The 15,680-nt window shown below is 38.5% G+C and carries 14 protein-coding genes; 7 read left to right on the top strand and 7 right to left on the bottom strand.

Annotated elements, in window-relative coordinates; translation table 11 throughout:
* The first annotated feature begins 61 nt into the window (after positions 1-61).
* From D0T85_RS16115 to D0T85_RS16105, 3 genes are all read left to right on the top strand, one after another.
* Entirely contained in the window at positions 62-1,225 is a 1,164-nt protein-coding gene (locus tag D0T85_RS16115; protein WP_163214554.1) for a dicarboxylate/amino acid:cation symporter, read from the top strand.
* Positions 1,226-1,331: 106 nt separating this feature from the next.
* Complete coding sequence (gene gmd / locus D0T85_RS16110) at positions 1,332-2,390, top strand: GDP-mannose 4,6-dehydratase (RefSeq protein WP_163214553.1); 1,059 nt, start codon at positions 1,332-1,334, stop codon at positions 2,388-2,390.
* Positions 2,383-3,453, top strand: coding sequence for a GDP-L-fucose synthase (locus D0T85_RS16105; protein WP_163214552.1), 1,071 nt, complete (start codon positions 2,383-2,385; stop codon positions 3,451-3,453). Before gmd ends, D0T85_RS16105 begins: the two co-directional genes overlap by 8 nt.
* Before the next feature lie 67 nt (positions 3,454-3,520).
* Here D0T85_RS16105 and D0T85_RS16100 read toward each other — a convergent pair whose 3' ends face one another.
* The 3 genes from D0T85_RS16100 to rpiA form a co-directional block, all read right to left on the bottom strand.
* Entirely contained in the window at positions 3,521-5,593 is a 2,073-nt protein-coding gene (locus D0T85_RS16100; RefSeq protein ID WP_239060749.1) for an SMP-30/gluconolactonase/LRE family protein, read from the bottom strand.
* Positions 5,529-6,500 (bottom strand): glycoside hydrolase family 55 protein, encoded by a 972-nt coding sequence (locus D0T85_RS22845; RefSeq protein ID WP_239060748.1) that lies wholly within the window; start codon positions 6,498-6,500, stop codon positions 5,529-5,531. The genes D0T85_RS16100 and D0T85_RS22845 overlap by 65 nt, the downstream gene beginning before the upstream one ends.
* 182 nt (positions 6,501-6,682) lie before the next feature.
* Positions 6,683-7,381: a ribose 5-phosphate isomerase A gene (rpiA, locus tag D0T85_RS16095; RefSeq protein WP_163214551.1), complete on the bottom strand. Its 699-nt coding sequence runs from the start codon at positions 7,379-7,381 to the stop codon at positions 6,683-6,685.
* Between the two features lie 149 nt (positions 7,382-7,530).
* Between rpiA and D0T85_RS16090 the strand changes: the two genes are divergently transcribed.
* Positions 7,531-8,829, top strand: coding sequence for a retropepsin-like aspartic protease (locus D0T85_RS16090; RefSeq protein WP_163214550.1), 1,299 nt, complete (start codon positions 7,531-7,533; stop codon positions 8,827-8,829).
* A gap of 127 nt (positions 8,830-8,956) precedes the next feature.
* Here the strand turns inward: D0T85_RS16090 and D0T85_RS16085 are convergent, their stop codons facing one another.
* The 3 genes from D0T85_RS16085 to D0T85_RS16075 all read right to left on the bottom strand — a co-directional run bounded on the left by D0T85_RS16085 (position 8,957) and on the right by D0T85_RS16075 (position 11,612).
* On the bottom strand, positions 8,957-10,351 hold the full coding sequence (locus D0T85_RS16085) for a glutamate decarboxylase (RefSeq protein ID WP_163214549.1): 1,395 nt from the start codon (positions 10,349-10,351) through the stop codon (positions 8,957-8,959).
* Positions 10,352-10,468: 117 nt separating this feature from the next.
* Positions 10,469-10,852, bottom strand: coding sequence for a DUF3037 domain-containing protein (locus D0T85_RS16080; protein ID WP_163214548.1), 384 nt, complete (start codon positions 10,850-10,852; stop codon positions 10,469-10,471).
* Positions 10,830-11,612 carry a HipA family kinase gene (locus D0T85_RS16075; RefSeq protein ID WP_163214547.1) on the bottom strand — a complete coding sequence of 261 codons (783 nt, stop codon included), beginning with the start codon at positions 11,610-11,612 and terminating at the stop codon, positions 10,830-10,832. Before D0T85_RS16075 ends, D0T85_RS16080 begins: the two co-directional genes overlap by 23 nt.
* Before the next feature lie 470 nt (positions 11,613-12,082).
* Here D0T85_RS16075 and D0T85_RS16070 point away from each other — a divergent pair, with 470 nt between their 5' ends.
* From D0T85_RS16070 to D0T85_RS16060, 3 genes are all read left to right on the top strand, one after another.
* A complete protein-coding gene (locus D0T85_RS16070) occupies positions 12,083-12,580 on the top strand; it encodes a GNAT family N-acetyltransferase (protein WP_163214546.1) in 498 nt (165 codons plus the stop codon).
* An 18-nt stretch (positions 12,581-12,598) separates the two neighbouring features.
* Complete coding sequence (locus D0T85_RS16065) at positions 12,599-13,513, top strand: alkaline phosphatase (RefSeq protein ID WP_163214545.1); 915 nt, start codon at positions 12,599-12,601, stop codon at positions 13,511-13,513.
* A gap of 453 nt (positions 13,514-13,966) precedes the next feature.
* On the top strand, positions 13,967-14,341 hold the full coding sequence (locus D0T85_RS16060; RefSeq protein WP_163214544.1) for a RidA family protein: 375 nt from the start codon (positions 13,967-13,969) through the stop codon (positions 14,339-14,341).
* On the opposite strand, the gene D0T85_RS16055 is transcribed toward D0T85_RS16060, so the two are convergent.
* Positions 14,309-15,607: a folylpolyglutamate synthase/dihydrofolate synthase family protein gene (locus D0T85_RS16055; RefSeq protein ID WP_163214624.1), complete on the bottom strand. Its 1,299-nt coding sequence runs from the start codon at positions 15,605-15,607 to the stop codon at positions 14,309-14,311. The two genes, D0T85_RS16060 and D0T85_RS16055, sit on opposite strands and share 33 nt — an antisense overlap.
* Between the last annotated feature and the right edge of the window lie 73 nt (positions 15,608-15,680).

Raw genomic sequence — 15,680 nt, 5'->3', positions numbered from 1 at the left:
TGAATAAATTGTTCAACGAATTAAAAATTACTATTTTTGTGTCGCACATAAATTTAATAATATGAAAAAGATACGCATCGGCTTATTGCCCAGAATAATTATTGCTATTGCTTTGGGCATTCTCTTAGGAAATTTCCTTCCGTCAATCCTGGTTCGAACATTTATTACCTTTAATTCAATATTCAGTGAGTTTCTTGGTTTTACAATACCATTAATAATTGTTGGATTAGTTACAATTGCCATAGCCGATATAGGTAACAAAGCAGGCAAATTATTACTTATCACTGTGCTGATAGCTTATGGCTCGACTGTTTTTGCCGGTTTCCTTTCCTATTTTACAGGTGCATCTCTTTTTCCTTCCATGATTGAAGCCGGTAGTTCTTCGTTCGATGAAATAGCTAAAGCTGATGGACTCACTTCTTTCTTCACCATCAAAATACCTCCTTTAATGGATGTGATGACAGCATTAATTCTTGCTTTTACCTTAGGATTAGGATTGGCTCATTTAAACAGTAATTCACTGAAGGATGTAGCCAGAGACTTTCAGGATATTATAATTAAGGTTATTCACTCGGTTATTATTCCCATATTACCTCTTTATATCTTCGGCATTTTTCTTAATATGACTCATTCGGGAGAGGTATATTCTATTTTAATTGTATTTATCAAGATCATTGGGGTTATATTTGCTATACATGTTTTCTTATTGATACTGCAATATTGTATAGCCGGTTTAGTTGTTAAACAAAATCCGTTTAAACTTTTAGCCAGAATGCTGCCTGCTTATTTCACTGCATTAGGCACACAATCATCGGCTGCAACCATTCCGGTTACTTTAGAACAAGCAATAAAGAATGGGGTTTCGCCTAAAATAGCCGGTTTTGTTATACCTTTGTGCGCAACAATACATTTATCTGGTAGTACACTGAAAATTGTAGCGTGTGCTTTGGCGTTAATGATTATGCAGGGAATGCCTTACAATTTCCCAATGTTTGCCGGATTTATTCTTCTTCTGGGAGTTACCATGGTTGCCGCTCCGGGAGTACCGGGAGGTGCAATTATGGCTGCATTAGGGGTTCTGCACTCTGTTTTAGGGTTCGACGAATCGGCACAAGCACTTATGATTGCACTTTACATTGCAATGGATAGCTTTGGTACAGCATGTAACGTTACAGGAGATGGTGCTATAGCACTTGTTGTTGACAAAATAACGAATAAAGAATAATTATTTAGAACACAGAGACACGGAGGCACAGAGTTTTTAAATTAGCCTCGTATCTTAAAACTCTGTGCCTCTGTGTCTCTGTGTTCTAAAAAAAACAGAACAAACAATGAAAAAAGCACTAATAACCGGTATTACCGGACAAGATGGTTCTTTTCTTGCTGAGTTTCTTTTAAAAAAAGGATATGAGGTACATGGCATTATCCGCCGTTCATCTTCTTTTAATACTGGACGAATAGAACATCTTTATTTTGATGAGTGGGTACGTGATATGAAACAACAGCGTACCATCGAACTACATTATGGCGATATGACAGACAGCAGTTCGTTGGTTCGCATCATCCAACAAATTCAACCGGATGAGGTATATAATCTGGCAGCCCAAAGCCATGTAAAGGTAAGCTTTGATGTACCCGAATATACAGCCGAAGCTGATGCCATAGGTACCTTACGACTATTAGAGGCTGTACGCATTCTGGGATTAGAGAAGAAAGTAAGAATATACCAAGCCTCTACTTCCGAGCTTTATGGTAAGGTACAACAGATTCCACAGGATGAAAACACTCCTTTCTATCCACGTTCGCCCTACGGTGTAGCCAAATTATACGGATTCTGGATCACTAAGAATTATCGCGAAAGCTATGGCATGTTTGCAGTAAACGGAATATTATTCAACCACGAAAGCGAACGCAGAGGTGAAACTTTTGTGAGTCGCAAAATTACACTGGCAGTTGCCCGCATCTATCATAAGCTACAAGATAAACTATACCTTGGTAACCTGGATGCCCGTCGCGACTGGGGATATGCCAAAGACTATATTGAATGTATGTGGATGATGCTGCAACACGATACTCCGGAAGATTTTGTGATTGCTACAGGCAAAGAACATACCGTTCGTGAGTTTTGTGAATTAGCCTTCAAAGAAGTTGGCATTGAATTAACCTGGGAAGGTGAAGGCTTAAACGAAAAAGGTATTGATAAAAAGACTGGTAAAGTATTGGTTGAGGTTGATCCTAAATATTTCCGTCCTGCAGAAGTAGAACAGCTTTTAGGAAATCCGGCAAAAGCCGAGAAACTTTTAGGATGGAATCCTCATCAAACAAGTTTCGAGGAATTAGTTCGTATTATGATAGAGAATGATTTAAAAACAGTTACAAAACATGGATAAACAAGCAAAGATATACATAGCAGGACACCGCGGACTGGTAGGGTCTGCTATTTGGAGAAGCCTTGAACAAAAGGGGTACACTAACTTAATTGGTAAAACTCACAGCGAACTCGATTTAATGGATGCGGTTGCTGTTAGAGAGTTTTTCGACAAAGAGCAACCGGAATACGTATTTCTTGCAGCTGCTTATGTGGGTGGTATTATGGCTAACAATACTTACCGGGCCGATTTTATTTATAACAATCTTCAAATTCAGCAAAATGTAATTGGAGAGAGTTTCAAACACAACATAAAAAAGCTTTTGTTTTTAGGAAGCACATGTATTTATCCCAGAGATGCCAAGCAGCCTATCAAGGAAGATGAATTGCTCACTGCTCCATTAGAGTACACCAATGAGCCTTATGCCATAGCCAAGATAGCTGGTTTAAAAATGTGCGAAAGCTTTAATCTTCAATATGGTACAAACTACATTGCAGTAATGCCAACCAATTTATATGGCCCCAATGACAACTTCGATCTGGAGAAAAGTCATGTGTTACCTGCAATGATCCGGAAAATATATCTTGCTAAATGCCTAATGAATAATGATTGGGAAGCTATAAAGCAAGACTTAAATAAACGTCCGGTAGAAGGAATTACCGGAAGCAATAATATAAACGAAATTACTACCACATTAAATAAGTATGGCATATCAGCAAACTGTGTTGAACTGTGGGGAACAGGAAAACCGTTAAGAGAGTTTCTGTGGAGCGAAGATATGGCCGATGCCTGCGTTTATATCATGGAGCAGGTTGATTTCAATAATCTGAAAGGTACTGGAAAAGAAATACGAAATTGCCATATTAATATCGGCACCGGAAAAGAAATCACCATCAAAGATCTTTCTGCTTTAATACAAAGTACAGTTGGTTATCAGGGAGAGATTCGCTTTAATAGCGATAAACCGGATGGAACTCTTCGTAAACTAACAGATCCCTCAAAGTTACATGCTTTGGGATGGAAGCATAAAATTGAGTTGGAAGAGGGGATTGCGAGAGCATACAAGTGGTATGTTGAGTTTTGAGTAATGAGTTTTGAGTAATGAGTAATGAGTTAACGATGCCGCATGGAAACTCATTACTCATTACTCATCACTCAAGATTCACCGAATACAATCCTGTCCGTCCGGTAATAAACAGTGTTTTACCATCGCTTCCTCCAAACTGAATAGTAGAAGGCCGTTCAGGAACTTCGATTATACCAGTTTGTTTGCCCTCCTTATTATATATATAAATCTGGCCATCGGCTACATACAAGTTACCATTGTTATCTACGGCCGAGCCAAACTCGCCTCTCTCTACAAAATAAGTTAGATTGGATAAGCCACCATCCGGAGCAACATCCATTTTTACCATTCTCTTATCATACTCATCCGATGCATAGAACGGTTTTCCGGGATAGGCTTCCAGTACACCCGATGAACGTGCCAGATCATAATGTTCGGGAATTATTGTTACTCCATCCGGTGCAACAAAACAGTATTCCGGATAGTACACTGCCACTGTATTGAAATCATGAAAGTCTCTCCACCTGTTTGAAGGGTAAAGGGCCTTATGTACATTCTTTATCTCTCCCATTTTCTTTTTGGGTAATAATCTGATCGACTCATCCGGGTTAGCCGGATCAATGGTATACACCCAGGATGCAAAACCGGAGTTCCCCCAACCGCTGAATGACGTACCTCCGGCATCGGGTAAGCCAGATATTCTTTCCTGCTCACCATTAACCATATATCCCGGCTGAGAGTCATAACGGAAAACAACCAATAGATTGTCTTTTGTATCGAACGCTAACGACAATGGTTTCCAAGGGAAATCTGCTATAAGCGATATTTGTTCTTTCGATACATCCCATTTATAGATACGTCGCATTCTGTGTTCACAGAAATATATATTTCCTTTGCTATCACGGGCAATACCTTCGGCAAATTCAAAGCCGGATACCAGCTTTCTGACTTTTCCGTTTATGCTTTCACCGCATTCTTGCTTCGGTTCATTTCCACTTATTACCAAACGCTGCAACTCCCAAGGGCGTACTTCTATGTTTTTATTAATATCATAAACTGGTAAATCGGTAGTATATTTTATCTGACTGTAGTTATGAAGATTCAAAAACTCAATATCCTTACAATTCCATACACGCACAGAGTAAGGTGCCGGAGTAGCTAACCGAATGGTACGGAACATATACAAATTGGCAAAAAGCATATTACTATAGTTCTGCAATTCAACTGGCTGACAGTCTTGGCTTTCCCTGTCTTCTTCCTCCAATTGAAAAGCATAAGCCTTCCAGTTAGAAACATTTCTGAAATGTGCTTCATTACGAACATGGTGCTCGATAGACATAGCATAGATGCGTCCCGGAGTTGAAGTATTACTTACATAGATTCCATTTGTATTGTATGAACTTGCAGTCCATATATCTTTAAATGTACCGCCGCCGTTGTTAGTTACCCACAAACTCCAGTATTGAGTATCCCATGCCTTGTCTTTCCCTGTTAGAAGTACCGGATCGGATGGAGAACTTATCTTGGATTGTCCATAACCTCTCCAAGGGGTATAAGGACCTTTACGCATGGTACCATGACCACCCACAAATTTTACATCATTGAAATAAGACTTGGCATTTGCCATCCACTTACAACCTACAGCGCGGTAATTATAGGCACCAGTATTGATTCCTATACCATTTAATAGATTGTTTCCCCCCTCGGAAGATTCCAGTAATGGCTTGGGAGAACCAAATCCACTAAATGCAGGTGTGCTTTCTTTCAATATAAATTGAGTGGCAAAAGGATGCAAACCAATCAGTTTGGTTTCGGGTTTCATTTTTACTGTTTCGGTAAAACGATACCAACCTTGTGGTACATAGATTACAGGATATTTATCAATAGCTTCCTGAAATACTTTTGTATCGTCTGTTTCTCCGTCGCCTTTCGCTCCCAGATCTTTTATATTAACCCACGAAGTCATTGAAGGAATTAACGGCAGATCATTTATTAAAACTGGGGATAGCTTTTTTATAGGCTCAATATTCAAATCTGTTTTGTATACAGCTTCCGAAACCATATCCTGCATTTGCAAACCATGATCATAGTTTTTAATCAGATAAACGGGGTGAGATTCTTCTATATTTAGTGAGCAAGGGAACTTTGCTGCATTCAATGTTTCTTAGTGATATCTGGTTGTTAGAGTTATGTTCGTTACTGATAATAATTGCCGGTCCGCTAACATTCTCGAACCTTGAGTTTTCTATAAACAGTTTTTCGTGGTAATTGGGTTCTATATCAATTACAGTAGGAACATTCTTTACTTGCATATTTACTATGGTAAGTCCGCCTTCCTGACTTTGAATAGCTGCTTTGCGTTGCCCTTCAAAATAAGTATCGACCATCATCATAGGCCATCCCGGAGAGGCTTTAGTTGTATAAATGCCATATTCTCCACCATAGAAGGCCATGTTTTCCATTTCGTTGCCTACATCGTAAAGGCCTGCTTTTCCTTTACCAATATACACATTCATATAGCTAACAAAGCTGTGTTGGGCAAAATGTGTACGCAAAGCAACTGCATGAGGGTTTCCGTCTTCTATCTTCAGATCGATGTTTGACATGGCGCTGTAAAAAGTTCCTGCGTTTGCATCGTTTACATTATTTTCATCCTTTACTACTCCGCCTGTAAACCAGAACATATATTTGGCTTTGCCTTTATCGTTCTCTACCGGCTGTTGATATCCCGGAGAGTTCTTAGCCAACACAAACATTGGACGCTTTTGTCCATAACCTATTAATCGGATTGCAGCAGGAATATAAATAGTACGGGTTATTTTGTATGTTCCTTCGGGAATGAAGATTATTCCAAAATTTTGTTCCAGCTTTAATTTGTTTATTGCTTCTTGTAAATGTTGGGAAACATCGGTTTTACCATCGGCAGTTATCGGATAATTATCCGAGGTAAAGTATACGGCTCCGGCATCATTGGGCCGCATGGTATAAACCGACTCTTTGTTTACTGCACATAACTTGCCTATCATTAAAGCAAGTATAAAAAATACAATTACTCTTCTAATCATTTTCTTGTGGTATTTATGTTTGGTTACAAACATATACTGAATGATTTAAAAGAAGGGGGAAAATAATACATTTGAGGTTTAAAAACTGACAAAAAGAGTATTGAGTTATGAGTTTTGAGTAATGAGTAATGAGTTACCATGCGACATCGTTACTCAAAACTCATTACTCATTACTCAAAACTCTAAATAGAAAGCACTTTTATATTATACCCTATAAATAATCCGCTTTCAATAACCCCGGTTATTTGTTTGATTTCTTTTTCCATTCCTTTATCAATAGAATCGAACCAGGCATCCAAAACAAAGTTTCCATTTTCGGTTAAGATGGGGCCATCTTTGCCTTTCGCCATACGCATTTCAACCTTTACTGCACCTAAAGATTTTACACGTTCTTCAACATACAATAATGCATTGGGAAATACTTCTATTGGAACTGGGAATTTAGAACCTAAGCGATCAACAAACTTTGAATCATCTACTATTATATAGGTTTCCTGGCTATTTGCAATCAATAGTTTTTCTTTAAACATGGCACCTCCCCTTCCTTTAATTAAACTCATGTCAGGGTCTACTTCATCGGCACCATCAAAAGTCCAGTCGGGCTTTTTATCCCAGAGAGTTGTTTGTGGAATACCCAGTTGTACACAGGTCATTGACAGTTCAAGTGATGCAGGAATAACCTGAATGCGAAGGTTTTCTTTTTTAATTCGTTCGGCCATGGCACATACTGCCACATATACGGTCGACCCCGATCCTACCCCAATTACATCTCCATCTTTCATTTTTGCAGCAATTTCCCGGGCTACCCGTTGCTTACCTTCAAGATTTATAATGGTATCCGACCATTGTAAATTCTCGATTATGGTATTATTCCATTCCATACTATAGTATATTTATAAAGTTACATTGAGTGCTGTTAAAATATGCTGCAAAATTAAAATTATAATTTTATCCGTCAGCTATTCATCAGGAATAAAAAGATATTTAACTGCATTTTCATTACCTTTGACGCCATTATTATACAAATGATATGAAAATAAAGAATCTACTATTAATTTTATTATTAATCATTAGCGGAAATGTATTTTCGCAAACTGCTGATGACGAAATTACTTTCTGGATAAATAACGGTGATTACCTACAGTTAAAACAAAGATACCAGGAGGAAAAAGGGAATATAAAAAATCCTACAGTTAAACTCATGGCCGAAGCATTTATCAGCACCGCTTTTAATAAACCCGATGAGGCTATAAAGAAATTAAGTACATTGATTACCAACCACCAAGAAAGTTTGGGATTAAATGGTATAACTACTTGTGTTGCACTGATAGCCGAGAACTTAAGATATCAAGGAAAGTATCTTTCGGCAGCAGATATGTTGATAAACTATGTAAACCAAACTGATTCATTTGACGGGCTTGACGAAAATACCAGAACTATATTTTTATCTCAATGTGCTTTGGTTGCATTGGGCGATTTAATGAAACCGGAAATAGAACGACCAGCCAAAAACTGCACAATTCCTATTATTGAACATAAAGATTTTCTGCAACATGCTATGTATGTAAATGCAAATCTGAACGGCAAAGACGTTCCGTTTCTCTTTGATACCGGTTGCGAAGGATATTCTACCAATATGGTAACCGAGAAATTTGCACGCGAAAACAACATCAAAATTATTAATGATTCGGTAGTTGTTTATGGTATAACCAATGGAGTTGTAAAACTGGGAAAGGCTGAAAGAATGCGGATTGGTGAGATCGTTTATAAGAATGTGGCCTTTATAATAGCTCCCGGCGACAATCTGTTACCTGTTGATACATTGCAACTTGATGCTGTTTTGGGTTCGGTTTTCATAAAAGCTATGGCCGAATGCCAGATATATCCTCAGAAAAAAGAAATTGTATTCCCACTACGCCAATCTGCATTGCCTTCTACCGGATCAAATATGATGCTAAAAGGAGGACAGCCCTACATTGAAGCTTTTTCTAACGAAGAAAGATTATTATTGCATTTTGATACTGGTAGCAATATCGGATTATCTTCTAAATATTTTGTGGAACACGAGGAAGAAATTGAAGCAAACGGTAAACTTAAAAAAGGTGGAGGAATTGGTGGATTCGGTGGAGTGAAATACATCAATACATATACTTTAAACAACTTCCCTATTCAAGTTGGAGGTAACAATGTTACACTTCCCCAAATAGATGTTTTCACCAACGATGGACTTAACATTGATCAATATGATGGTTCTCTAGGGGCCGACTTTATACGATTGCACAATAAAGTCACCATTAACTTTGATAAAATGTTTGCTGTTTTTGAGTAATGTGCTAATGTGCCAATGTGAATAATGTGCTAATTAGCTGCGCATTCTTATTAGCACATTGGCATATTATTGGCACATTATTCACATTGGCATATTATTCACATTGGCACATTGGCACATTGGCATATTAACCATGATGGAATCCTCCTGCATCTTCCTGAGAAGAACCATGCGTTACCGGATTTTTATGGAAGAACGCAATACTACGCTTCAGGTCTTCGAGGAATAGATCGGCCATATCGCGACTGAATCCATGACGGATCAATACACGCTGAATAACCATATCCTGACAATTAGCGGGCAAAGAGTACGATGCTATCTGCCAACCGCGTGCACGCATTTTATCTGATAAATCATACAAGTTGAAGCCCGGATTAACACCTTTCTTTAGCATCCATGCGGCTCCCGGCAATGCCGATTTACCATCATAAAGCAAATCGAATATACCCAGTTTTTTCACTTCTTCGGCAATGTAGATTCCATGATCCAGACAAGCCTGCTGAATACGCCTGTACCCATCTTTACCATGACGCACTAGATTATAATACTGAGCAATGATTTGTCCACCGGGACGAGAGAAGTTTAATGCAAATGTAGGCATGTCTCCACCCAGGTAATTTACACGGAAAATCAGTTCTTCGGGAAGATCTTGTTTCTCGCGCCATACAACCCAACCCACACCCAGAGGCGACAAACCGTATTTATGCCCTGATGCATTAATGGACTTGACACGTGGCAAACGGAAATCCCAAACAATTTTTTCCTGAATAAACGGAGCTATAAATCCGCCACTGGCAGCATCTACGTGGATAGGAATGTCTAATCCGGTTTTTTTTTCCAAAAGATCCAAAGCCTCACTGATGGCTTTCACATCTTCATACTCTAAAGTAAAAGTTACCCCGAATGTAGGTACAACCCCTATTGTGTTTTCGTCTACTCGTTTTAACACCTCTTCTGGTGTCATCAATAAACGGTTATGTTCCATAGGTACTTCACGGATTTCCACATCAAAGTACCTGGCGAATTTATGCCAGCAAATTTGAACAGGACCTGTTATAATGTTTGGCTTGTCGGTTGGTTTTCCTGCTTTCTGCATTTTCTGGCGCCACTTCCATTTCAAAGCCAAGCCACCTAACATAGCAGCTTCACTCGATCCGGTTGTTGAGCACCCTATAGTTTCTGCACTTTTAGGAGAATGCCATAAGTCGGCCAATATATGTACACACCTGTTTTCTATTTCGGCTGTCTGTGGATATTCATCTTTATCAATCATGTTTTTGTCGATGCTCTTATCCATCAACTCATGAATTTCTTTATCCACATCGGTCTGGCAAAACGTAGCCAGATTTTGTTTTGCATTTCCATCCAACAATAACTCGTCCAGCAACAGGTCTTTTACCAACTCCGGATCGTTAGAGTTCTCACACATTTTATATTTTGGAATCTCTCGCGTAGCGGCAGATTGCGCATAAAGATCGAAAATGCTTTCGCTATTTTCAGAATCGACTAAATGTAAAGCCATAATACTTATTATTTTAATTAAACGATAGTTCTTTAATAAGTAACAGCTTTCCGAATAGAAAGTTTATTGGTTATATTAAAATAATTCGCACACTCAATCACAGAGAACAATTATGGTTTAGATAACCAACTCCTGAAACAATTTGTTGAAAGTAGCATCCAAGTCATCAGCCAAGCCCGGATGTGGACGTGATGTTTGTATTGAAGCACTTCTTACCGCCGTAAGCCAACGAAATCTTTCGGCAACATCCATAGAGGCAATTGGTTCTCTTTTAAAACTCCCTGCACATATTTTATCAAAAGTTTCCAGTTGTTTGCGTAGCGATTCAATATCCAGTTCGGTAGAAAAAAGCTTTAGTTTATTTTCATTCACCAGAAATTTGCTCCGCAGATATTTGCTTCTTTTCGAAAAAAGAATGACTCCTACATTAATAAACTCTTCGCGTTCCACTTTGGGCAACACACGAATCACAGCATATTCATACAGATGTTTTTCTTGCATTTTGTGCTTCTTTTACAAATATATCCGAATGGGCAATTCTTCTTTTAAAGAATTCAATATATACATTTCTTTTTTCTTCAATGGTATCATCGTTTCCTTCCCACTCTAACCAGTCGTTAGGGATGGTATTGATTATATCAATGATTTTATCCATAGATAGTTTTTGCTTGCAGATAGTATCAATCTTATCTAATTGAGTAGCCCAAGGCAACAACACATGATCTTTTACCTGAGGAAAAGCACTGATGGATTGTTTTTCCCAGTTAGTCCAAGTATAATGAAAATACAAAGAAGCTCCCTGATCAATGAGCCACAATTCTTTGTGCCACATCAACAGGTTTGTATTTTTTACAGTACGGTCAATATTCATCAACAAAGAATCCAACCAAACCACATACGAAGCAGTATCCTCGTCTACAGAATTTACAACCGGATCGAATGTCAACGCACCCGACAGGAAGTGTAAACCGAGGTTAAGTCCCCTACTCCATTGCAGTAAATCCTGTATTTCTTCGTCGGCTTCTGTTCGGCCAAAGGCCTCATCCAAATGTAGAAACACTATTTCGGGTACTTTTAAGCCGAGTAAGCGGGCAATCTCACCACCCACAAATTCCGAAATCAGGGCTTTCGTTCCATGTCCGGCGCCTCTGAATTTCAACACATATTTAAATCCATCATCGGCCTCGGCAAGAGCAGGTAAGGAGCCTCCCTCACGCAAGGGCATCATATAACGTATTACGTTTTCTGTTCGAATATCCATTTAGTTGAACGTTTTTCTTTGTACAAAGATAACACCAACCAACTGATTCTACCCAATCTTTGTTGAACTATTTTCCCTGCGGATATTTTTTGTGCAATTGATGTTCATCTGCGTACCCATTCCTACAAAAGGTTTCAATTCCAATCTGAATTGAACCAAAATGGAATACCTGAAAGACTAGTGTTACAAATGAACTGCATTTGCACCCTAAATGAACTGCATTTGCATGCTAAATGAACTGCATTTGAGGTGTAAATGAACTGCATTTGAGGTGCAAATGAACTGCATTTTTGGTTCTGATTTGAACCAAAGCCCTCGTTTTTCCAACTTTTGCCTAACCCATACTTTAGGTAGAGATACAAATATGTATCTCCGATAAAATTATTCCAACAAAGATTGGGTAAAATCGGTTAGTTGATGTTATCTTTGCACTGTTGTTATAGAACTTATTTAATCAAAAAATGGATAAAATGATAACTATACAAAAAGCTACAATAAACGACTGTTCACTTATTAATGAACTTGCCGCACAGGTTTTTCCTGCTACATATTGCGAAATACTTTCGCCGAAACAACTAGATTACATGTTTAACTGGATGTATTCGCCTGAGAATATATGTAAGCAAATGACTGAGAGCGGACATGTGTATTTCATCAGTAAACTGGATGGTGAACCTTGTGGATATGTATCGGTAGAACAGCAGGAAGAGAACTTATTTCATTTACAAAAAATATATGTTTTGCCTACATTTCAAGGACATAGCATAGGCAAATTGCTGTTTGAACATGCTATTAAGTATATTAAAGAAATTCATCCCGGACCGTGTTTAATGGAACTAAACGTAAACCGCAACAACAAAGCACTGCAATTTTATGAACGAATGGGAATGAAAAAACTCCGCGAAGGAGATTTTGATATTGGAAACGGGTATTATATGAACGATTACATTATGGGCCTTTATTTATAAATCAATTATCTATCTTTTATGAAAAAAACTTTATTACTAGGAATGGTAGCTGCACTTATCATCTCGTGCTCTACTAACAAACCGACAGAACAGAAGCCGGAAGCTAAAGCCAAACACGTAGTATTAATCGGACTGGATGGCTGGGGATCGTACAGCGTTGCCAAAGCTGATATGCCTAATGTTAAAAAACTAATGAGTCAGGGAAGCTATACTTTGCAAAAGCGAAGTGTATTACCTTCGTCGAGTGCAGTTAACTGGGCTTCGATGTTTATGGGAGCATGTCCTGAACTACATGGCTATACCGATTGGGGTTCGCAAACGCCTGAACTTCCATCACGGGTGATTTATAAAAACAACATATTCCCAACCATGTTTCAGCTATTGCGAGATGCTCAACCACATGCCGAAATTGGTTGTTTGTACGAGTGGAACGGAATAAAATATGTGGTAGATACTCTTTCACTCAATTACCACGCTATTGCACCGGATTATAGCGAGAATCCTACTTTACTGGCCGACATGTCTGTAAAATACATTACCGAAAAGAAACCTAATCTGGTAGCTATTATTTATGATAATCCCGACCATGTGGGTCATGCCGACGGACACGATACACCTGAATATTACAATAAGTTAACCGAATTAGATGGCTATGTAGGCCGGATTATTCAGGCAGTAGATGATGCAGGCATGATGGACGAAACTATTTTCATTGTCACTTCCGATCATGGTGGTATTAATAAAGGACATGGTGGCAAAACCATGGAGGAAATGGAAACACCCTTTATTATTGCCGGAAAGAATATAAAACAGCTTGGTGAGTTTGAAGAAAGCATGATGCAATTTGATGTTGCCTCGACTATAGCTACAATATTCAATTTTGAACAACCACAAGTGTGGGTAGGACGGTCTATGAAACAGGTGTTTAAGTAACAGGGTTTATAATTCAAAAGAAGAGATATACCCTCACGGGCTATCTCTTCTGATGGAGATAGATAAATACTAATGGCTTATTTTATCTCCGACATAGTTAATTTCAGGTTTTTCAATTGGGTTAAAGCTAGTCTGTATCTTTTGTTCTTATTTAGTAAATGCAAGGTTTTTAAAAATACTGCACGAAGCTGAACTTTTTTCTTTTAAAATGATTTATTATCTTCGAAAATTGTTTTAGCCTGAATTGAATAAAAACACAGAGGCACAGAAACACGGAGCTTTTCCTTGTGCTGAACACAGAGGCTTCGCTTTTGTCGTACAAAAACTCAATATAAGAATCTGTTCAAAGAATTTGTCATACAATAACTCTGTGTTCAGCACAAGGAAAAGCTCAGTGTTTCTGTGTCTCTGTGTTTTTATTTTAAACTCTATATTAAACTTAAATATCAAACAATGAAGAAAGTAATTAATAGTTCAAAAGCACCGGGAGCAATTGGCCCATACAGCCAGGCAATAGAAGCAAACGGACTTATTTTTGTTTCCGGACAATTGCCCATCAATGCCGAAACCGGAGAAATGCCAGAAGGCGCCGAAGCACAGGCACGCCAATCACTTGAAAACATGAAACATATTCTTGATGAAGCAGGGCTTACCATGGATAATGTTGTAAAAACAACAGTGTATTTAAGCGATATGGCCCACTTTGCTGATATGAATAAAGTATATGCTTCTTATTTTATAGGTGATTTTCCTGCCCGCTCGGCTTTTGCTGTAAAGGAGTTACCTAAACAAGCTTTAGTGGAAATTGAATGTATTGCTGTGAGATAACATATCCGCAACAATAAAGTTACTGCCTCCTACAAAGATAACATCTTCGGGGAGGCTTTTCTTTTGTGCTTCCTTCAAAGCCGATACTACATCCGGATAAGCATCACCATGCAGTCCATAGCTTCCGGCTATCTCTTTCAACTCATTTTCGGGCAATGCACGTTCTACGCTTGCCCGTGTAAAATAGTAATGAGCATTTTGTGGAAGCAAAGAGATTACCCCGGATACATCCTTATCATTCACCATTCCGATTACAATATGTAATTCACGATACTTCAACATTTTTAGTTGTTCAGCAATATATTTCATACCGGCAACATTATGGGCAGTATCACAAATTACCAGCGGATGCAATTGCATAATCTGCCACCGCCCCAACAAACCAGTTAGTTCGGTAACATATTCAAAGCCATGCATTACATCAACAACTGTTATATCGTATCCTATATTAATTAATTGATGGACAGCCGATATTATAGTATTTGTATTCTTTACCTGATACAATCCCCGGAGTTCTCCATGAAAATGCCCGTACGCTGTTTCGTAAAACCAGGTTCCGTCCGGTTCTATTTTTGCATTGGTCAATAACTTTTCATCTTCAGCAAAAACAATAGGAGCATTCACCTCTGTTGCTTTCTCCTGAAAAACAGCACGAGTTTCGGCAACTGTTTCTCCAATTACAACCGGGGTATGCGGTTTTATTATTCCGGCTTTTTCGGCTGCAATCTTTTCTAAAGTACCTCCCAACAATGATGTATGGTCAAAACTAATGTTGGTTATTACAGATAGATCGGGGTTGATGATATTGGTACAATCCAACCTTCCCCCCAAACCAACTTCGATTACTGCTACATCTACCTGCTTCTCGGCAAAATAAAGAAAAGCCATAGCTGTGGTTATTTCGAAAAAAGAAGGATATAACGGTTCGAAGAAAGCACGATGATTATGCACAAACTCAATAACATATTTTTCGGAAATCATTTCTCCGTTTATACGTATCCGTTCCCTGAAATCGACCAGATGTGGAGAGGTGTACAACCCTACTTTATACCCGGCTTGCTGCAATATGGCAGCCAATGTGTGCGATGTGGTTCCTTTACCGTTGGTGCCGGCAATATGAATAGTTTTATATTTTGTATGCGGATGCCCGAAATAGGTATCAAGAGCATGAGTATTTTCCAGTCCTTCTTTATATGCCTTACTGCCAACCTGTTGAAACATCGGCATTCGTGTATATAGATATTCAAGCGTTTCGGTATAATTCATCTTCATAAATTAAAAATTGAAAATTGCGAATTGAAAATTATTTTTCTACTTGTTTGGTATTGGTTTATTCTTT

Origin of the sequence: Bacteroides sp. 519 (assembly GCF_010500955.1) — a bacterium.
In the GTDB taxonomy this organism is placed as follows: Bacteria; Bacteroidota; Bacteroidia; order Bacteroidales; family Bacteroidaceae; genus Bacteroides.
The sequence above is the reverse complement of the archived record's forward strand: the minus strand, read 5'-3'. Positions and strand labels throughout refer to the sequence as shown.